This is a genomic window from Mycobacterium sp. 050272 (genome assembly GCF_039023525.1).
GTDB lineage: Bacteria > Actinomycetota > Actinomycetes > Mycobacteriales > Mycobacteriaceae > Mycobacterium.
The window spans coordinates 25,307-42,063 of sequence record NZ_JBCHKV010000003.1 but is presented as its reverse complement, the minus strand read 5'-3'; the positions used below and the strand labels follow the sequence as shown (position 1 = coordinate 42,063).

Here is a 16,757-nt window from a genome sequence, read left to right as displayed (position 1 = left end):
ATGCTCCTCATTCGGGACGGACGTCGAACCGGTCGAAGTAGAACTCGAACCGCCCACGCAGTTCGTCGGCCGAGACGCCGAAGTGCCGCTGTAGGTCGTAGCGGATTCGCCCGTGCTTGCCGCGCGGGTTGCCGTCGAGATACTGCTGAAATCGCTTGCGCACCTTCGGTGTCAGTTCCACCCCGCCACGGCGGTAAAGCTCGTCGAGCACCGGCAATTCATTGCCGTTGAGCTGGTGGAAGTTGACGTCGATGCTGCGGTCGGGCGGCACCAGGTCGCGGTCGCGGACACACGCGCTCAGCAGTCGGTGCACCCGATCCGTCCAGTACTCGAGAAGCCAGCCCGGATCGATACTCGTTCGGCGCAGCCGATCCGAGTAGGCCATCATCGTGATCGCGGACTGCACGACCGCGACCGGATCGCGGTGTGTGAACGCGACCGTCGCATCGGGAAAGGTCGCCATCAGCGGGCCGAGCTGCTCGCAATGCTGCGGGCTCTTGAGGATCCAGGTCTGCGGGCCGCGCAGAAACGTCAGCGCCTGCAGCACCTTCTTCAGGTACGCGTAATGCCGTGTTTGGTCGAGCGCGAGGTAGTAGTCTCGCCAATCCGGCACGCGGGCATGCCATTCCAGGACGTAGCCTGCCAGGTCCAGATCGAGGAGCTCGACCTCCTCCTCGATCGCCTCGGGGAACCGGTCGTGCATCGCGGCCACCACGGGAGCGCTGACCATCAGGGCGTCGTGTTCGGCCTTGGCGCGCGCATAGCGCGGGTCGACCCCGTAAATGTCGGGGCCTTCGCCGCGCGCGGGGATCGGCTCCTGACTTTCCCAATACGGCAAGGCGCGCCGGCGCGGGTCGGCGGCAATGAGATTCACCAGATGGGTGGTGCCGGACCGCGGCATTCCGACAACGACGAAGGGCCCCTCGATCGGTATGGACTCAATCTCGGGATACCGCTTGATGAGATCGTTGAGTGACAGGCGGTTTCGCAGCAGTCGAACCACGCGCTGCCGCAACGTCGACCGGGTGAGCTGTCGCAGTGCGTCGTCGGCTTCAATCGCCGCGACGTGAGCGGTCAGGCGGTTCCCGAATCCGTCCGTGTCGTCCAGATCGTCGACGCCAGCTTGTTCGACGGCCTCCCCGAGCATCCGGTCGACGTCGAAATCGATCCGTTTGGCCTCCGTGAATTCCAGAATCTGCCGCTGGACGTCGGTCAGCTGCGGCGAGGTCAGATCGTCGAAATCGATGTCAGCGATGTCGGAGCCCGCAGCGCCCATGCGACCGCCTCCTTGAGGTGTCGAATATTCGACGTATCATTCGACATGTGATACGGACGGTAGACGCGGGACTGACGCCTCGTCAACCCGCGTCGCCACCGACCGAGCGCGTGGTCGCGGTCATGCGGCTGCTGGGGTCCCGACCCACGCGAGCGTTCTCACTCGCGGAGATCACCCGCGAGCTCGGCATCAGCCGCGCTACTGGGCACGCGATCCTGACGACCCTGACCGCCCATCACTGGGTGGTGCGTGACATCGACACGGCCGCCTACTCCTGGGGGCCGGGCATCGCTGCGCTGGCGAAGCCGACCGGCGACCGGGTCTTTCGGGGAGTCTTGCAGCAGCTCGCCGAAACGTCGGCGGCACAAGCATTTCTGGCGCGCCGCGAGGGGAATGCCATTGTCGTGACCGATACCGCCGGCGAATCCTCGTCCGGGATGCGCATTGACCGTGGACTGCGCATGCCGTTGGTAGCGCCGTTCGGCCGCGACTACCTCGCCTGGAGCCAGGCGCCCGCGCAGCGTGCCTGGCTGCAGGGCATGGGAAGACCGTCCACCGCGCTGTCCCGGCGAATCACCGCGGTGCTCAGCGAGATTCGGCATCGTGGATACACCGTCGAACGGCTCAGCCGCGAATACCTTCAGGTGTATGCGGCACTGCGGGCACTGCGCGGTGACGGCGAGCCCGACGCGATCACCGCACACCTGGCGCGGGCCTTCGCGGACCTCACGGTGATCGACGTGCTCGACGCCGAGCTCACCGAGAACTCGGCGCACAGTATCGCCACCATTTCCGCCCCGATCTTCGACGACGACGCAGTGGTCGCGATGTCGGTCAGCGTCGCACCCTTCACCGACCTGAGAAGGTCGGACGTCGCGAGGCTCAGTGAGCAGGTGTGCGCCGCGGCCCGACGGATCGAAGCGCAGATCCCGAGCCCTACAAGTTAGCCAAATCGTCGGGAACGTCGACTTGATGCTCCAGCAGCGCCTCGAGGGGCACCACCTCGAGCGTGCGTTCGTGGGTGCTGGCCAACACGACCGGCGCGGCGCAACCATCGCGGTGAGCCCGCAACCAATTCAGGGCGGTCACACACCATCGGTCGCCGGGCAGCAGGCCGGGAAAACGGTACTCGGGAACCGGCGTCAGCAGATCATTGCCGATGGAACGTTGGTGCTCAAGGAAATCGGCGGTCATCACCGCGCAGATCGTGTGGCGACCGACATCCTCGGCTCCGCTCGAGCAGCAACCGTCGCGGTAGAAGCCGGTCAAGGGCTCGGTGCCACATGGCTGCAGCGGGCCGCCGAGCACGTTGCGATCGGACATCTGGTTAGTATCGCGCCGTCGGGGCCAAAGTTAGAAGAGACAGCACCGACTGTGCCCTGTGAATCTGCCGTGCCACTGGCCTCACCCAGCCAGCCGGAAGGCGACGTCAGTGCGGACCTGGTTCAGCCGGCGAGCCGCGACGGCATCAGTGTCTGCATAGATCCGGGCAATCTCGACCAGGGCGTTGCCCGTCCGCGCCAGTTCCGCGTGCGCCGCGTTGAGCAGAGCCAGCATATGGCTGGCCTCCGCCCCGAACGCCGCGGCCGCCTGAGCCGAGACCTCTTCGGCGCCGGCGGGAGCCGGCGCGGCCACGGCTGGCGCCGCCCCGGCACTGGTCGCAAGTGCCTGCGTCGCGCTGCCGACGATCTCAGTGCCCACGACGGCCACCGCAGGGTCGAAGGACATGGACCGCATCGGCGCACTCCCGGGTCAGCAAAACAATGTAGGATACGATAGTAGCAGTATGCAATTGTTTTGATCTACAAATATTGCCTTCTGCTAGACGGTCGGTCGCGGAGTGGTCGGGCAGTATCCAGGGCGAATGGACTCACCCGCCGCGGCGGGGTTAACTCAGGCGATGTCGACGCCCAACCCGCCCGGGTTTCCCGGCGGCCCGCCGCCCGAGAGCTGGCAGCCGCCCGGCTACGTGCCGCCGCCGGGCCCGCCGATGCCACCGCAGTCGGGGTACCCCGGTTACCCTCCGCAGCCCGGCTACGTGCCGCCGCACCCCGGTTACGTGCCGCCGCATCCCGGCTACCCACCTTTGCAGCCGTATCCCGGCTATGGCGGGTATCCGGGGGTTGATCCCCAAGCGCCGTTCGGGCGCGATCCCGCCACGGGCGTCGCGCTGTCCGACAAATCCGGTACCACGGCGGGTCTGTTGCAGCTCTTCTTCGGGGTGTTCGGCATTGGCCGCTTCTACATCGACTCGACCCAGATCGCGGTTGCGCAGCTGGTACTCGGTCTCGTCGGACTTGTCCTCAGCCTGTTCTGCTTTATCGCATTGCCGGTCTTACTCGGCAGCGCCGTGTGGGCCGTCGTCGATGCGATCATGATGTTCACCGGCAGCGTGAAAGACAGCTACGGCCGCAAGCTTCGCTAGTTCACAGATCACGATCAGGTCACAATTCCCATCTCAATACATTGCGATCGGCGCGTCGAACCGCCTGTGCGACAAGGGAAATCTAGTGTCACTTCGTGAACCGCCGAACGGCCCTGAAGTTGCCCATTATGCTGGCAGCGGGTGCGGCGCTGACCCAAGCGCCCCGCGCTTTTGCTGAGGCAACACGGTGGTCGCCGGACCGTGCCAACGCCTGGTATCGCGCACAAGGTTGGCTTGTCGGCGCGAACTACATCCCGTCGACCGCGATCAATCAGCTGGAGATGTTTCAGCCGGGAACGTTTGACCCACAACGCATTGACGGCGAGCTGGGCGTAGCCCGCACACTCGGTTTCAACACCATGCGGGTCTTCCTTCACGATCAGTTGTGGGCAACGGACCGCCAGGGTTTCCAAAGCCGTCTGAGCCAGTTTGTCGGAATCGCGTCGCGCCATGGCATCAAGCCGCTCTTCGTCTTGTTCGACTCCTGTTGGGACCCGCTGCCGAAGGCCGGCCCGCAGCACGCGCCAGTACCCGGGGTGCACAACTCCGGCTGGGTGCAGAGTCCGGGCGCCGAGCGCCTCGGCGATCCCCGCTACGTCCCAGTCATGCAGGACTACGTCACGGGAGTGTTGAGCCAGTTCCGCAATGACGACCGGGTTTTGGGGTGGGATCTGTGGAACGAACCCGACAATCCCGCCAAGGAGTACCGCAAGGTCGAGCGCGCAGACAAGCTGCAGCGGGTGGCCGACCTGCTTCCCCAGGTGTTCCGGTGGGCGCGAGCGGTCGACCCCGCGCAGCCGTTGACCAGCGGTGTGTGGCAGGGAGCCTGGGGAGACCCGGGAAGCCGCAGCGCGATCAGTGCCATCCAACTCGACAACGCCGACGTGATCACCTTCCATAACTACGGCAAACCGGCCGAGTTCGAGTCAAAGATCAACGAATTGGCTCCGCTGGGGCGACCGATCCTGTGCACCGAGTACATGGCTCGGTCCCAAGGCAGCACGCTGGAAACGATCCTGCCAATTGCCAAGCGACACAACGTCGGTGCGTTCAACTGGGGTTTGGTGGCGGGCAAAACCCAGACTTATTTTCCGTGGGACTCGTGGAATCACCCGTACCCGGCACCGCCCAAACTGTGGTTCCACGACCTGCTGCTACCCGATGGACGCCCATACCGGGCGACCGAAATGCAGGCGGCTCGGGGACTGACCGGCGGGCTGGGCTAGCCCGCCGTCACGATTACCGCACGGTTGCCGCGAGGTTCTCCGCAACCTCGCGCTGCCAAGAAGTGTTGGCGTGGTTGGTATCCACCTCGATTTCGAAGCGGTCGGTCATCGCCGGGGTGACGTCGGCGGCATCGACGTAGAACTGCTCGTACCAGCGCCGGTGCTGATACACCGCGCCGTCCTCCTCGGTGAGCAACGGATTCTCGATGCGTGTCTTGTGCTTCCAGATCTCGACGTCTTCGAGGAAACCCTCGCCGAACGATCGACTCATCGCGGCCGCGAGCTTGGCCGCCTTGTCGGCCGGCAGGCCGGGAAGTTCCTGGACGGCCACGCCCCACTGCAGCACGAATGAGTTGTGCGTGACCGGATAGTGGCAGTTGATCAGCGCGACTTCAATCGTGAAGTCCGGCGCCACGTCGTTGTGCAACCAGTTGATCATGTACGCGGGGCCGAAATACGTTGCCTCCGAGCGAAGCTTCGTTCCTTCCCAGAGCTTCTCGTAGTTCTTGGTGGTGTCGGGCCGGGCCTTGGATTCCATGATCTGGGTCGCCGTGTGGCCTTCGATGATGTTCTTGAAGAACGTCGGGTAAGCATGGTGAATGTAGAAGAAGTGGGCCATGTCGACGTTGTTGTCGACGATCTCGCGGCAGTGTGAGCCCTCGATGAGGATCGAGTTCCACGACCACGGGGACCACTGCCCCTCGGCGTACCCGTCGATCGTCGGCGGGAAGAGCTCCGGCGCCGGCGTCGACCCCTCGGGATCGTGCCAGACGAGCAATTGGCCGTTGACCTCTCCGGTCGGCCAGCGCCGTGTCCGTGCCAATCGGGGTGTGCGCTTGGCGTAGGGCACCAATGAGCAACGCCCAGTCGAGCCTTGCCAGCGCCAGTCGTGAAACGGGCAGGCCACCGAATCACCCTTGACGGTCCCCTGGGACAGGTCGCCGCCCATGTGGCGGCAGTACGCGTCGAGGACATGCACCTCGCCGGCCGCGTCGGCGAACACCACGAGACGGGTCCCGAATGCGTTGATCGCATGGGGTTTTCCGTCGCGGAAGTTTTCGGCCAGGCCGATGCAGTGCCAGCCGCGGGCGAAGCGCGTCATGGGTACGCCGGTGTCGATGTCCCGGACGTCGTCGTTGCTAACCACAGCGATTCCTCCTTAGCCGTCTTCTGCCAGTCGCCGGACCGTGGCCAGGTATTCCTCGACGATGTCGAGAACCACGTCGCGCGAGCGCCGTACCTTGTTGATCGACCCGACGATCTGCCCCGCCGGCGAGCCCGACAACGCACTCGAGCGCGCCCGCATGAACCGCGCGGATGCATCCGCATACACGATGCCCTGCAACGGCATTGGCAAGGGTTCGGGATTGTCGGGGCCTTCCCATGCCTCGGTCCATTCGGTACGGATCTGACGGGCCGGCTTGCCGGTCATCGCGCGCGAACGCACCGTGTCGGAGTAGCCGGCCTTCAACAAGTTCTCCACCACCCACGGCTCCGTCGACGCCTCGGCGACCGTCAGCCACAGCGATCCGGTCCAAGCCCCTTGTGCGCCAAGGGCCATCGCGGCCGCCATCTGCCTGCCGTTACCGATGCCGCCGGCGGCTAACACGGGGATGTCCGGCCCGACCTCATCGACTACCGCGGGCACCAACACCATCGTGGCGATCTCGCCGGTGTGTCCCCCGGCCTCGCCGCCCTGGGCGATGATCACGTCGACTCCCGCATCGACGTTACGCCGAGCGTGCCGCGGCGAACCACTCAAAGCGCCTACCAGGACCCCCTTTTCGTGTGCGGCGGCGATGGCGTAGGCCGGTGGCGGGCCAAGCGCGTTGACGATCATCGACACCGGGTGCCGCAGCGCGACCTCTACCTGGCCCGGCCCTTCGGCCTCGACCCCGAGACCGGCGGCGATTACCCGCCGCTCGGCGTCCTCCGGCAGCGGCGGCACGCCGTGATTGGCGAGCACCTTCTCCATGTGTTCGGTGTGGCTGGCCGGAATCAGCTCACGCAGCGCATCAAGACTGAAGGGCTCGCCCTTGCCGACGAACTTTTCCGGCATCGCGAAATCCACCCCGTAGGGCCGGCCACCGACGTGCTCGTCGATCCAGGACAGCTCGACCTCGAGGCGCTCGGCGTTGTAGGCCAGCGCGCCCAGCACCCCGTATCCGCCGGCCTTGCTGACCTCGGCGACCACGTCGCGGCAGTGCGAGAACGCGAATAGCGGGAACTCGATGCCGAGACGCTCACACAGGGAATTCGCCATACTTTCAGTCGCCTTTCTGAGTCACAGTGGGTTCCAACGAGCGGTGCCGTCGTCGCGGAAGGCGGCGAACGAGTTGGCCAGGTCTCCCGTGCCCGTGCACATCACCTGTGTTCGGTTCTCGAGGTCGAGCGCATGACGCAGGCTCGGCGAGTCGATGGTCTGCCACATCGTTTCCTTGGTCATCCAGACGGCCAATGGTGAATTCTGAGCTATCTCACGGGCTTTGACGATCGCCGTGTCGAGCAGGCTCGCCGCGTCGACCACCTCAAAAACCAGCCCGATGGCGGCCGCTTCGGCCGCGTCGAAAACCCTTCCGGTGAGCATCAATTCGGCCGCCCGCGCCGCTCCGACCAACCGCGGCAGGAAGTAGCTGGTGCCCATGTCGCATGCCGACACCCCGTGCCGGATGAAAACCGCACCAAAGGTCGCCGATTCCGCGGCATACCGAATATCGCAGGCCAACGCCAGCGCGAAGCCGCCGCCCAACGCGAATCCGTTGACCGCGGCGATGACCGGCACCCGCAGCCGGTGAATCTTTTCGAAGGCCGAGGCCATGAGTTCTTGTGCGGCCATCGTGACGGCGACGGTCGACGTGGCGGTCGAGCGTAGCTCGGCGTACGGGACGCCGGCACTGTCGGAAAGGTCATCCGGCCGCGACTTCAGGTCCGCTCCGGAGCAGAACGAGACACCCGCACCCGTCACCACGATCGCGCGCAGCGTGGGATCGCCGTTCATTCCGTCCAGCAGCCGATGCATGTCGACGAGAGTCTGTGAGTCCAAGGCATTTCGGCGCTGCGGTCGGTTGATCGTGACGATGGCGATCGCACCCTCGTCGAGGCGCTCGACGCTGATCGCGGCGCTCACGAGCCGGTCCCGGAGGAGTCGGCGGCGAAACCGGCGACCATCGCGGCCGACACCATGGGATTGTCGAACTCGCGCCAGAGCGTGATCTTACCGTCGCGAAACTCGAACACGCCGAGGTAGTCATTCTGGTAGACGACGGGCTTGTCCCGACCAAGGGCGTCGCCCCGATAGCGCGCCACCAACATGTTCGGGTCAAGCAGGTCATAGATGTCGGTCGGCGTGACCGTGAACTTGCCGAACATGACGAACATGGACCCGAGTAGTTCCCGGATGCCGTCTCGGCCGGAGTCGGGAACCGCTGCCTCGTAAGGTAATTCGAATCGGACATCGTCGTGGAGTTCAGCCAGGACCGCGTCGAGGTCGAGCGCACTGATGCCGTCCATCGCCCGCCGCAGGGTCTGCCTGTTGGCTTCGCGCGTCGCGCTGTGGGTGTCGGTCACGATCGCCTCCTACCTGGCCACCATGCCGCCGTCGGCGATGATGGTCTGCCCGGTGATGTAACTCCCCGCGTCGGAGAGCAATAGCAGTGCGGGAGGCACCATCTCGGTGGCGTCGGCGATCCGCTTCAGCAGGGCGGACGCCTTCATCACCTCGATGAACTCCGGCGGGTTGGCCCGGACCATGTCGGTGTCGACCGAACCGGGCGCCAAGGCGTTGACCCGAATGCCCTGCGACGCGAACTCCGCGGCCATAGACCGGGTGAACGACACCATCGCGGCTTTAGCCGCCGAATACATCGACGTCGCGGGCGAATAGATGAAGGCACCAGCGGAGACGACGTTGAGGATCGATGCGTGCTCACTTTGGCGCAGGTGCGGCAACGCCGCCTGGACCAGGAACACCGGGCCTTGCAGGTTGACCGAGAACGACTTCGACCACGCTTCCGGGGTGAACTCACCCAGTGGCAGCGCCAGGGCATTGGCGGCGTTGTTGACCACCATGTCGATTCCGCCGAACTTCGCGACGGTGGCGTCGACGAGACGGCCGATGGCGTCCAGGTCGCCCACGTGTGTCGGCACGCCGATGGCTCGACCAGGGCCGAGCGTCTGCAGCTTGTCGGCCGCCGCGGCACACGCGTCGGCCTTTCGGCTGGCGACCACCACATTGGCGCCGTACTCGACCAATCCCTCGGCGATGGCCAGGCCGATGCCGCGGGTGCCGCCGGTGACGATGGCGGTGCGGCCGGTGAGGTCGAAGAGTGCCTGCAGCGATTTCATGGCGCCATTACCTTACATCGTGTAAGAAAATCAGACGAGAGTCATTCGCGCACGCCGATCCCGTGCAGGATCAACGACTTCAGGTGCGCGATCAGTTCGGCCTCGCCGAGTGCCTTGTTCACCGAGGTGTGCAGCGTGACCGCACCGCGCATGGTGTCCATCAGCGCACTCCCGTCGACCTCCGATCGCACCAGACCTTCGGCCTTTCCGCGTTCGATCAGTCGGACCCACATCGCCCGGACCGGGGCCATGTAGCGCGCTTCGACCTGTTCGACCAAGTCGGGCCGGCTGTAGAGCACGGTCGCGACTCCCGGCATGCCCGCCAAATAGGCAGGGTCCGACTGGACGCGGACCATGCCGGTGATCAGGCTGGTCAATGCATCGGCGAACGAGAGGTGGTCGATAGCGGGATATTCGCCCGGGACGGAAAAGATGGCGTCCTCGACCAGCGCGAACTTGCTGCCCCAGTGTTCGTAGACGAACGGCCGCGACACTCCGGCATGACGCGCGACGCCGGCCAACGTGATTTCTTCATAGCCGTTGGCGATCAACAGTTCCCGGGTGGCCGAGATTACCGCGGCGCGGCGCTGCATGTCGCGCGGGCGCCCACGCGCCGCGTCGGATTCGTCAGCTCGGATGGCCGACGTGTCCCGCCGCTCTCGCGCTGCGCCGTTCGGCGTCATCGTCGAACCATACCCACGGTCGCCGAAGGATTTGAACCGTAGTACGACGCCCCTGCTTGATGGCCTACAGAATCGGCCCGGACTCGCTGCACACGGTCGCCGAACCAGTGGCCGGTCTGTCGCTGGAAGACGGTGAATTGGTCACGCGGGCAATCGAATTGGTCACCAAGCGATTTCCGCGCCGACTCAGACTGCAACCTCGTGGTGACGAGTTTGATTGCCCCCGCGACGTTTGGCTTCATACATGGCGTTGTCGGCACGGGCGACCACCTGGCGAAACGCTTCGTCGGCATAATCGGTGACCATGTCGCGCAACGGCAGGGCGGCGATTCCGACGCTCGCGGTCACGGGGTCGTCGATTGCGGCCACGGCGTCACAGAGGTAAAGACCCCACCCTGGTCGCTGTTCTGCCGTCACGATCTCGGCGATCAGGAATTCCTCCCCACCGACGCGACCGACGATGGCGGTCTCGCTGCAGGCGGTGTTCAATGCGCCGGCAACCGCGACCAGCGCCTGGTCACCAGCGGCGTGGCCGCGGGTGTCGTTGAGGGTTTTGAACCGGTCCAGGTCGATCATCGCCACCATCAAAAACATGTCGTCGGCGCCGACAAGCATCCGCCCCACAATGGCCCGATCGCAGGCGCGCCGATTCAGCAGGCCGGTCAACGGGTCGCGGTTGGCGCGCAATAGATCGACCCAGAGTGCGCGCACGACGATCTGAATCGCCAACGGGACGACCACGTTGAGTTCGAGGACCAGAAAGCAGCCGGTGAACGCCAGCATCACTTGCCCCGTGGCGGCCAGACGCGCCGCTTCCACGACGGCGATGGTGAAGGCCAGGCCGAAGTTCAGGGCCATGTACTTGGCGGTGTGGAAGAACGCGAGGTAACCGCCGGTGACCGCCATGGCCGAGCAGGCCATCAGCCCTATTAGTGGCTGGGGTTGCCAAATGCAGCCGAGGGCGATGATCACACTGCCGGTCAGAATGAAGAACAGAGATTGCCGCCGGGTGGGCCACCCGCGCAACCACAGCGAGGCCATGCCCAGCCCGATCGCAGCGGCCAAGGCCGAATAGGCCAGCGCCACGGGCCGCAGCGGCAAGGTCGGATCCAACCACACGTTGGCCGGCACGAGGATCAACGAGGCCGCCACCCCGGCCAACAGCCTGCGTGTGTTGGAACCCAGCCCGTGCGACTGCAAATAGCCTGTCAGCCAATCGAAATGGTGATCCTGCTCCCACCACGTCGCCAGCCACGTCATCGTCCAGCCCCTCCCGCACTCACTAGCCCCACGAACTACGCGGCCGGTTGCCACCGAGTGAGTTGGGTCACAGTAAATAGGATCGCGGGTTACAAATGCCGCGAATCGCCGAGAAAGCCGGGGTGGATGGCCGCACCGGCAACGCGCCAACCGGGCCCGGCGGGTCGAGGCTTCCTGGCGCTGGCAATCACCCGCGATTCTTCGCGGGAAGCTATTGGCGGTGGCGGAGGGATTTGAACCCTCGGACGGTTTTAGCCGTCACACGCTTTCGAGGCGTGCTCCTTAGGCCGCTCGGACACGCCACCGCCGAGCAGCTTACAGAACCAGGAGCCACTCACCCCAATCGCTGGCGGGCGAAGAACGCCTCCAGTGGTGCGGCGCACTCCGCGGCGAGCACACCGCCCCGCACCTCGGGGCGGTGATTGAGCCGACGGTCGCGGACCACGTCCCACAACGATCCGACCGCACCGGTCTTGGGCTCCCACGCGCCGAACACCAGCCGCGCGACACGCGCCAGCACCAGCGCACCCGCGCACATCGTGCAGGGTTCGACGGTGACCGCCAGCGTGGCTCCCTCCAGCCGCCACCCATCGCCCAGCACGGCGGCCGCCGCGCGGATTGCCAAGACTTCCGCGTGCGCGGTCGGATCACCAAAAGCCTCACGGGCATTCACCGCGCGGGCGAGTTCGGTTCCGTCGGCGGCGACAATCACCGCACCGATCGGCACATCTCGGGGGCCTGCCGTTGCGGCGGCCGCCAGCGCGGCGCGGATCAGATCTTCGTCAGTCCTCACCGACCGAGTTTGATGGCGGCGACTCAAGCGGTCGATCACCGACCGAGGCGGTCGATCACCGCCGACAGCTGGTCGGCAAAGCCCATCTCGCGAGCGATGCGGCCCAATTGCTCATCGGCGTAGAGGTCGGCCTCGTCGAGGATGACACCCAGAACCGCCTCGGGCAGCCCGATATCGGACAGCAGCCCGAGATCGCCTTCTTCGAACGGCTCCGAGTCCTCGAGGTCCTCGGGATCGATGTCGGCGTCCAGGCTGTCCAGAACTTCGGCGGCAATGTCGTAATCCAATGCGGCCGTGGCATCCGACAACAGCAACCGGGTTCCCGACGGCGCCGGGCGCACGATGACGAAGAACTCGTCGTCGATGTCGAGAAGACCAAAGACCGCTCCCGCACTACGCAGTTCACGCAGTTCTGTCTCGGCCGCAGCCAGACTCGTCAGCGAATTGGGGGCCATCACCGAGCACCGCCATTGGCCCTCTTCGCGCACCACGGCGATGCCAAAGCCGTCCGGTGTATCCACGGACGGGCCTTGCGTTGCGGCCCGCTCTCGTCCCATGGGCGCCTACGCTAGTCGCTGACCAGGCGGCTTGACCAGACAGCGCAACCCAGCAAGGGGACCTCCAGCCGCGGTTGCCGACCCGACTGTGCCAACCTAGGTCTGTGTCGTGGACGGCGACTGGGACCGGGAACAAGCCCCCGGTGTGTGTCCTCGGGTTGGGACTTATCGGTGGTTCGCTCATGCGCGCGGCCGCGGCCGCCGGCCGGGACGTGTTCGGCTACAACCGCTCGGTGGAGGGCGCGCGCGGCGCATTGGCCGACGGCTTTGACGCATCGACCGAGCTCGCCGACACGTTGACGCGCGCCGCCGATAGCGGCGCCCTGATCGTTCTGGCGGTGCCGATGCCCGCCCTGCCGGCGATGCTCGCCCACATCAGCGATCTGGCTCCGAAATGCCCTCTCACCGACGTCACCAGCGTCAAAACAGCGGTCCTCGACGAGGTGGTCGCGGCCGGTCTGCAGGACCGCTTTGTCGGCGGTCACCCGATGACGGGCACCGAGAGCTCGGGTTGGGCGGCCGGCCATGCCGGATTGTTCACGGCGGCACCGTGGGTTGTCAGCGTGGACGACCATGTGGACCCGGTCGTCTGGTGGATGGTGATGACGCTGGCGCTGGATTGCGGTGCGGCCGTGGTGCCGGCCAGATCCGACGAGCATGACGCCGCGGCGGCCGCCATCTCACATCTGCCGCACCTGCTCGCCGAGGCGCTGGCGGTGACGGCCGCCGAGGTGCCGCTGGCCTTCGCGCTGGCCGCCGGGTCCTTCCGGGACGGCACCAGGGTGGCGGGCAGCGCCCCCGACCTGGTGCGCGCGATGTGCGAAGGCAACACCGCCCATCTGCTGACGGCCGTCGACCGGGTGCTGGACCTGCTCAGCCGTGCCCGCGACTCGCTGGATTGGGACAACTCGGTGGCCGAACTCGTCGAGGCGGGCCATGCCGCGCGAACGCGCTACGACCGCTTCCCGCGCTCCGACATCTTCACCGTCACGATCGGCGCGGACGGCTGGCGCCAAGAGCTGGCCGCCGCCGGCCGGGCGGGCGGGGTGATCAGATCCGCTCTGCCAATCCGGGATAGTCCACGATGAACCCATCGGCATCGACGCTCACCGTGGTGTCGGCGACCGGTGAGTGCAGCTTGATCCCCGCACCGCCACCGGAGCTGGCGTAACTCACCGTGGCCGCGGTGACGGTCATGTCCGGCACGTTGACGTAGACCACCGGCAGCGTGATGGTTTCGGCCCGCTCGTGTAGCCCCAGCCGCCGGATGGGCAGCGCGTTGAAGAACGGGCTGAACACGACGTCCACGTCGAGTGCGCCGTTGTACCCTTCGCGACGCTCGCCCTGGTGGTCGGTGACCATCCACATGTTCTCTTCGTCGCGGGAGATGGCAAGCTGGCGCTCCCGCTCGGCCAGGGTGATCGTCAGCCCGAACCTCTTGGTAGCTCCGGTTTCGTCGGTCTGCACTTCGTAGAAAGCCCCGAATGCCGGGTTCGTCGCGGTAGCCGCGGCCACGATGCGTCCGGCCGCCCTGATCCGCTTGCCGGACACCTGCACTCGCACCGATTCCATGCGCGAGATGTCCGGTGCACGCCAGGTCAGCATCGCGGGCCAGACGCTGCCGGTTGGGTCAGAGGGGCTGTTCACACTCCCTACCGTAAGACGTGCCCACCCGCTACGGCAGGCTGGTCGGCAACTGGGTCCGCCGTCACATCGATTCGCCGATGAGGCCTGCGCAATCGCCCGGTGCCGGGCACCGAAACCCAGACCGCCATTGCCAGCAGGCCGTCGAGGATCAGTGCGAGCCCGGCCACCATCAGCGCGCCGACCAAGGCGAGTTGAAATTCGCGTTCTTTGATCCCGTCGATCAGGTAGCGGCCGAGCCCACCGAGACTGGCATAAGCGGCCACCGTCGCGGTGGCGACGACCTGCAGCGTCGCGTTGCGCAACCCGCCGAGGATCAACGGCATCGCGTTGGGCGTCTCGACGCGCAGCAGCACCTGGGCCTCCGTCATGCCCATCGCGCGGGCTGCGTCGACCACCACCGGGTCGACGTTGGCGATGCCCGCGTAGGTGCCGGCCAGCAGCGACGGCACACCGAGCAGCATCAAGGCAACCAGCGGCGGCCCGAGGCCCAGGCCGAACATCAGCACACCCAGCAGCAGCACCCCGAGTGTCGGCAATGAGCGCAGCCCGTTGACCGCACCCACCACCAGCAGCGTGCCGCGGCCGGTGTGGCCGATGACCATCCCGATCGGGATCGCGATCACCGCCGATGCGCCCACCGCCAGGGCGGTGTATTCCAGATGCTCCAAGATGCGCGCCGCGAGGCCGACCGGACCGGTCCAGTTGTCGGCGGTCAGCAGATAAGACACCGCCTGCTGGGCGAAGTTCATCGCGCACCACCGACGACCGGGGCCACCACGGACCGTCGGCGCGTGACCGCACCCGCGTGGGACCAGGGGGTGGCGAATCGGCCTGCCAGCACGATCGACATGTCGATCACGACGGCCAGTACGAACAGCGCGATGATGCCGGCCAGGATCTGATCGCTCTTGTCGGTCTGATATCCCTCGGTGAACCAGGTGCCCAGGCCGCCGATGCCGATCACCGAACCGACCGACACCATTGCGATATTGGTCACCACGACCACCCGCAACCCCGCGATCATGACCGGGATTGACAGCGGCAGCTCAACTTTCAGGATCCGTTTGACGGAGGAGTAGCCGACAGCGGTGGCGGCGTCGCGGACCTGAGCGGGCACCGCGTCCAAGGCCTCGAGCACCGCGCGCACCATCAGCGCGGCGGTGTACGCGGCGAGAGCGACCAAGACGTTGGCCTCGTCCAGGATTCGGGTTCCGATAAGCACCGGCAGGGCCACGAACAACGCCAGCGACGGCACGGTGAACACCACACTGGCGGTCGCCGTCGTCAGCCGCCGCGCAATCGGAGCACGCTGTACCAGCACCCCCAGCGGCACCGCGATCAGCAGCCCGATCAGCACCGGTACCAAAGACAACCGCAGATGGATCACCGTCAGCGTCCAGGCGTCGCCGAGATGGGTGAACAGATAGTGCATGGTCAGATCCGCCGCTGGGATTCGACCGCGGCCAGCACGTCGGCAGCCAATACCCCGCCGATGACCTTGCCTTCCCCGTCGACGGCGATCCCCACCGTCGAGGGCGACGACAGCGCCGCGTCGAGCGCTTGGCTGAGATTGCCGCCGGGCCGGAACAACGCACTGATGCCGCTCATGCTGTCGATCAACGACGCGCCGCCACCGTGGCGCCGCAGGCCCTCGCCGTCGATCCAGCCCAGCGGGCGGCCGTCGTCGTCGACCACCACCGCCCACCCGGTCAGCGGACGATCGGTAAGGCCGCCGACCGGGAGCGTGTCGACGTCGTGCAGCGGCAGGCCATTCGCATCGATCAGCTGCAGCCACCGGTAGCCGCGGCCGAGGCCGATGAATCTGGACACGAAATCGTTGGCCGGTCGTGAAAGTAGTTGGGTGGGTTCGTCGTACTGCTGCAGCGCGCCGCCACGGCCGAAGATCGCGACCCGGTCGGCGAGTTTGAGCGCCTCGTCGATGTCGTGCGTGACAAACACGATCGTCTTGTGCAGTTCGTTTTGCAGACGCAGTATTTCGTTCTGCAGCTCAAGGCGAACCACGGGGTCGACGGCCGAGAATGGCTCGTCCATCAACAGGATTGGCGGATCGGCGGCCAGTGCGCGTGCCACGCCGACGCGTTGTTGTTCTCCGCCGGAGAGCTGCGCCGGGTAACGGTTGGCAAGTTTGGCGTCCAGCCCGACGCGTTCTAGCACCTCGTAGGCGGCCCTGCGGGCCTGTCGGCGGGATTGCCCCCGCAGCACGGGCACGGTCGCGACGTTGTCGATCACCCGCTGATGCGGCATCAGCCCGGCATGCTGGATCACGTAACCGATTCCGAGCCGCAGCTGCACCGGGTTGACGCCGCTGACGTCCCGACCGTCGACGGTGATGGTGCCCGACGTCGGCTCGACCATTCGGTTGATCATCCGCAGCGCGGTGGTTTTGCCGCTCCCGGAGGAACCCACGAACACCGTCAGCTTGCCGTTGGGGACCACCAGGCTGAGCCGATGGACGGCGGTGGTCCCGTCGGCGAATGTCTTGCAGACATCGTCGAAGACGATCACCGTCTTACCCCCAGACCGGT

The 16,757-nt window shown here is 66.1% G+C and carries 20 protein-coding genes and 1 tRNA gene; 4 read left to right on the top strand and 17 right to left on the bottom strand.

Going from position 1 to position 16,757, the window contains the following annotated elements; translation table 11 throughout:
* Positions 1–7 precede the first annotated feature (7 nt).
* Complete coding sequence (locus AAHS21_RS07980; RefSeq protein WP_342927158.1) at positions 8–1,276, bottom strand: sulfotransferase; 1,269 nt, start codon at positions 1,274–1,276, stop codon at positions 8–10.
* 47 nt (positions 1,277–1,323) lie between these two features.
* On the opposite strand from AAHS21_RS07980, the gene AAHS21_RS07975 reads away from it, so the two are divergent.
* Positions 1,324–2,223 carry a helix-turn-helix domain-containing protein gene (locus tag AAHS21_RS07975; RefSeq protein WP_342927157.1) on the top strand — a complete coding sequence of 300 codons (900 nt, stop codon included), beginning with the start codon at positions 1,324–1,326 and terminating at the stop codon, positions 2,221–2,223.
* On the opposite strand, the gene AAHS21_RS07970 is transcribed toward AAHS21_RS07975, so the two are convergent.
* A complete protein-coding gene (locus AAHS21_RS07970) occupies positions 2,213–2,599 on the bottom strand; it encodes a DUF2237 domain-containing protein (RefSeq protein ID WP_096290518.1) in 387 nt (128 codons plus the stop codon). The genes AAHS21_RS07975 and AAHS21_RS07970 overlap by 11 nt on opposite strands.
* Before the next feature lie 81 nt (positions 2,600–2,680).
* A complete protein-coding gene (locus AAHS21_RS07965) occupies positions 2,681–3,013 on the bottom strand; it encodes a PE domain-containing protein (RefSeq protein WP_342927156.1) in 333 nt (110 codons plus the stop codon).
* A gap of 163 nt (positions 3,014–3,176) precedes the next feature.
* On the opposite strand from AAHS21_RS07965, the gene AAHS21_RS07960 reads away from it, so the two are divergent.
* On the top strand, positions 3,177–3,701 hold the full coding sequence (locus tag AAHS21_RS07960) for an NINE protein (RefSeq protein WP_342927489.1): 525 nt from the start codon (positions 3,177–3,179) through the stop codon (positions 3,699–3,701).
* 95 nt (positions 3,702–3,796) lie between these two features.
* Positions 3,797–4,927 (top strand): cellulase family glycosylhydrolase, encoded by a 1,131-nt coding sequence (locus AAHS21_RS07955; RefSeq protein ID WP_342927155.1) that lies wholly within the window; start codon positions 3,797–3,799, stop codon positions 4,925–4,927.
* 13 nt (positions 4,928–4,940) lie between these two features.
* Here the strand turns inward: AAHS21_RS07955 and AAHS21_RS07950 are convergent, their stop codons facing one another.
* From AAHS21_RS07950 to AAHS21_RS07905, 10 genes are all read right to left on the bottom strand, one after another.
* Complete coding sequence (locus AAHS21_RS07950; protein ID WP_342927488.1) at positions 4,941–6,029, bottom strand: Rieske 2Fe-2S domain-containing protein; 1,089 nt, start codon at positions 6,027–6,029, stop codon at positions 4,941–4,943.
* 57 nt (positions 6,030–6,086) lie between these two features.
* Positions 6,087–7,190 (bottom strand): nitronate monooxygenase family protein, encoded by a 1,104-nt coding sequence (locus AAHS21_RS07945; RefSeq protein ID WP_096290522.1) that lies wholly within the window; start codon positions 7,188–7,190, stop codon positions 6,087–6,089.
* A gap of 21 nt (positions 7,191–7,211) precedes the next feature.
* Positions 7,212–8,054 (bottom strand): enoyl-CoA hydratase/isomerase family protein, encoded by an 843-nt coding sequence (locus tag AAHS21_RS07940; RefSeq protein WP_342927154.1) that lies wholly within the window; start codon positions 8,052–8,054, stop codon positions 7,212–7,214.
* Positions 8,051–8,494 (bottom strand): nuclear transport factor 2 family protein, encoded by a 444-nt coding sequence (locus AAHS21_RS07935; RefSeq protein ID WP_342927153.1) that lies wholly within the window; start codon positions 8,492–8,494, stop codon positions 8,051–8,053. The genes AAHS21_RS07940 and AAHS21_RS07935 overlap by 4 nt, the downstream gene beginning before the upstream one ends.
* A 9-nt stretch (positions 8,495–8,503) precedes the next feature.
* The gene (locus AAHS21_RS07930) at positions 8,504–9,271 is read right to left on the bottom strand and encodes an SDR family oxidoreductase (protein WP_342927152.1); all 768 of its coding nucleotides are present in this window, start codon (positions 9,269–9,271) and stop codon (positions 8,504–8,506) included.
* A gap of 41 nt (positions 9,272–9,312) precedes the next feature.
* A complete protein-coding gene (locus tag AAHS21_RS07925; protein WP_342927151.1) occupies positions 9,313–9,954 on the bottom strand; it encodes a TetR/AcrR family transcriptional regulator in 642 nt (213 codons plus the stop codon).
* 186 nt (positions 9,955–10,140) lie between these two features.
* Complete coding sequence (locus tag AAHS21_RS07920) at positions 10,141–11,214, bottom strand: GGDEF domain-containing protein (protein WP_342927150.1); 1,074 nt, start codon at positions 11,212–11,214, stop codon at positions 10,141–10,143.
* Positions 11,215–11,429: 215 nt separating this feature from the next.
* Positions 11,430–11,519, bottom strand: a tRNA-Ser gene (locus AAHS21_RS07915).
* A gap of 29 nt (positions 11,520–11,548) precedes the next feature.
* Positions 11,549–12,007, bottom strand: coding sequence for a nucleoside deaminase (locus AAHS21_RS07910; protein ID WP_342927149.1), 459 nt, complete (start codon positions 12,005–12,007; stop codon positions 11,549–11,551).
* A 35-nt stretch (positions 12,008–12,042) separates the two neighbouring features.
* A complete protein-coding gene (locus tag AAHS21_RS07905) occupies positions 12,043–12,564 on the bottom strand; it encodes a tRNA adenosine deaminase-associated protein (protein ID WP_342927148.1) in 522 nt (173 codons plus the stop codon).
* A gap of 143 nt (positions 12,565–12,707) precedes the next feature.
* Between AAHS21_RS07905 and AAHS21_RS07900 the strand changes: the two genes are divergently transcribed.
* Positions 12,708–13,652 carry a prephenate dehydrogenase gene (locus AAHS21_RS07900; RefSeq protein WP_342927487.1) on the top strand — a complete coding sequence of 315 codons (945 nt, stop codon included), beginning with the start codon at positions 12,708–12,710 and terminating at the stop codon, positions 13,650–13,652.
* Here AAHS21_RS07900 and AAHS21_RS07895 read toward each other — a convergent pair.
* Genes AAHS21_RS07895 through AAHS21_RS07880 form a run of 4 tightly spaced genes read right to left on the bottom strand, consistent with a single transcriptional unit; the run spans position 13,615 to position 16,737 of the window.
* Positions 13,615–14,211, bottom strand: coding sequence for a putative glycolipid-binding domain-containing protein (locus AAHS21_RS07895; RefSeq protein WP_096290533.1), 597 nt, complete (start codon positions 14,209–14,211; stop codon positions 13,615–13,617). The two genes, AAHS21_RS07900 and AAHS21_RS07895, sit on opposite strands and share 38 nt — an antisense overlap.
* A 5-nt stretch (positions 14,212–14,216) precedes the next feature.
* Entirely contained in the window at positions 14,217–14,960 is a 744-nt protein-coding gene (locus tag AAHS21_RS07890; protein ID WP_342927147.1) for an ABC transporter permease, read from the bottom strand.
* On the bottom strand, positions 14,957–15,643 hold the full coding sequence (locus AAHS21_RS07885) for an ABC transporter permease (RefSeq protein WP_342927146.1): 687 nt from the start codon (positions 15,641–15,643) through the stop codon (positions 14,957–14,959). The genes AAHS21_RS07890 and AAHS21_RS07885 overlap by 4 nt, the downstream gene beginning before the upstream one ends.
* A gap of 2 nt (positions 15,644–15,645) precedes the next feature.
* Complete coding sequence (locus tag AAHS21_RS07880; RefSeq protein WP_342927145.1) at positions 15,646–16,737, bottom strand: ABC transporter ATP-binding protein; 1,092 nt, start codon at positions 16,735–16,737, stop codon at positions 15,646–15,648.
* Positions 16,738–16,757: the final 20 nt, after the last annotated feature.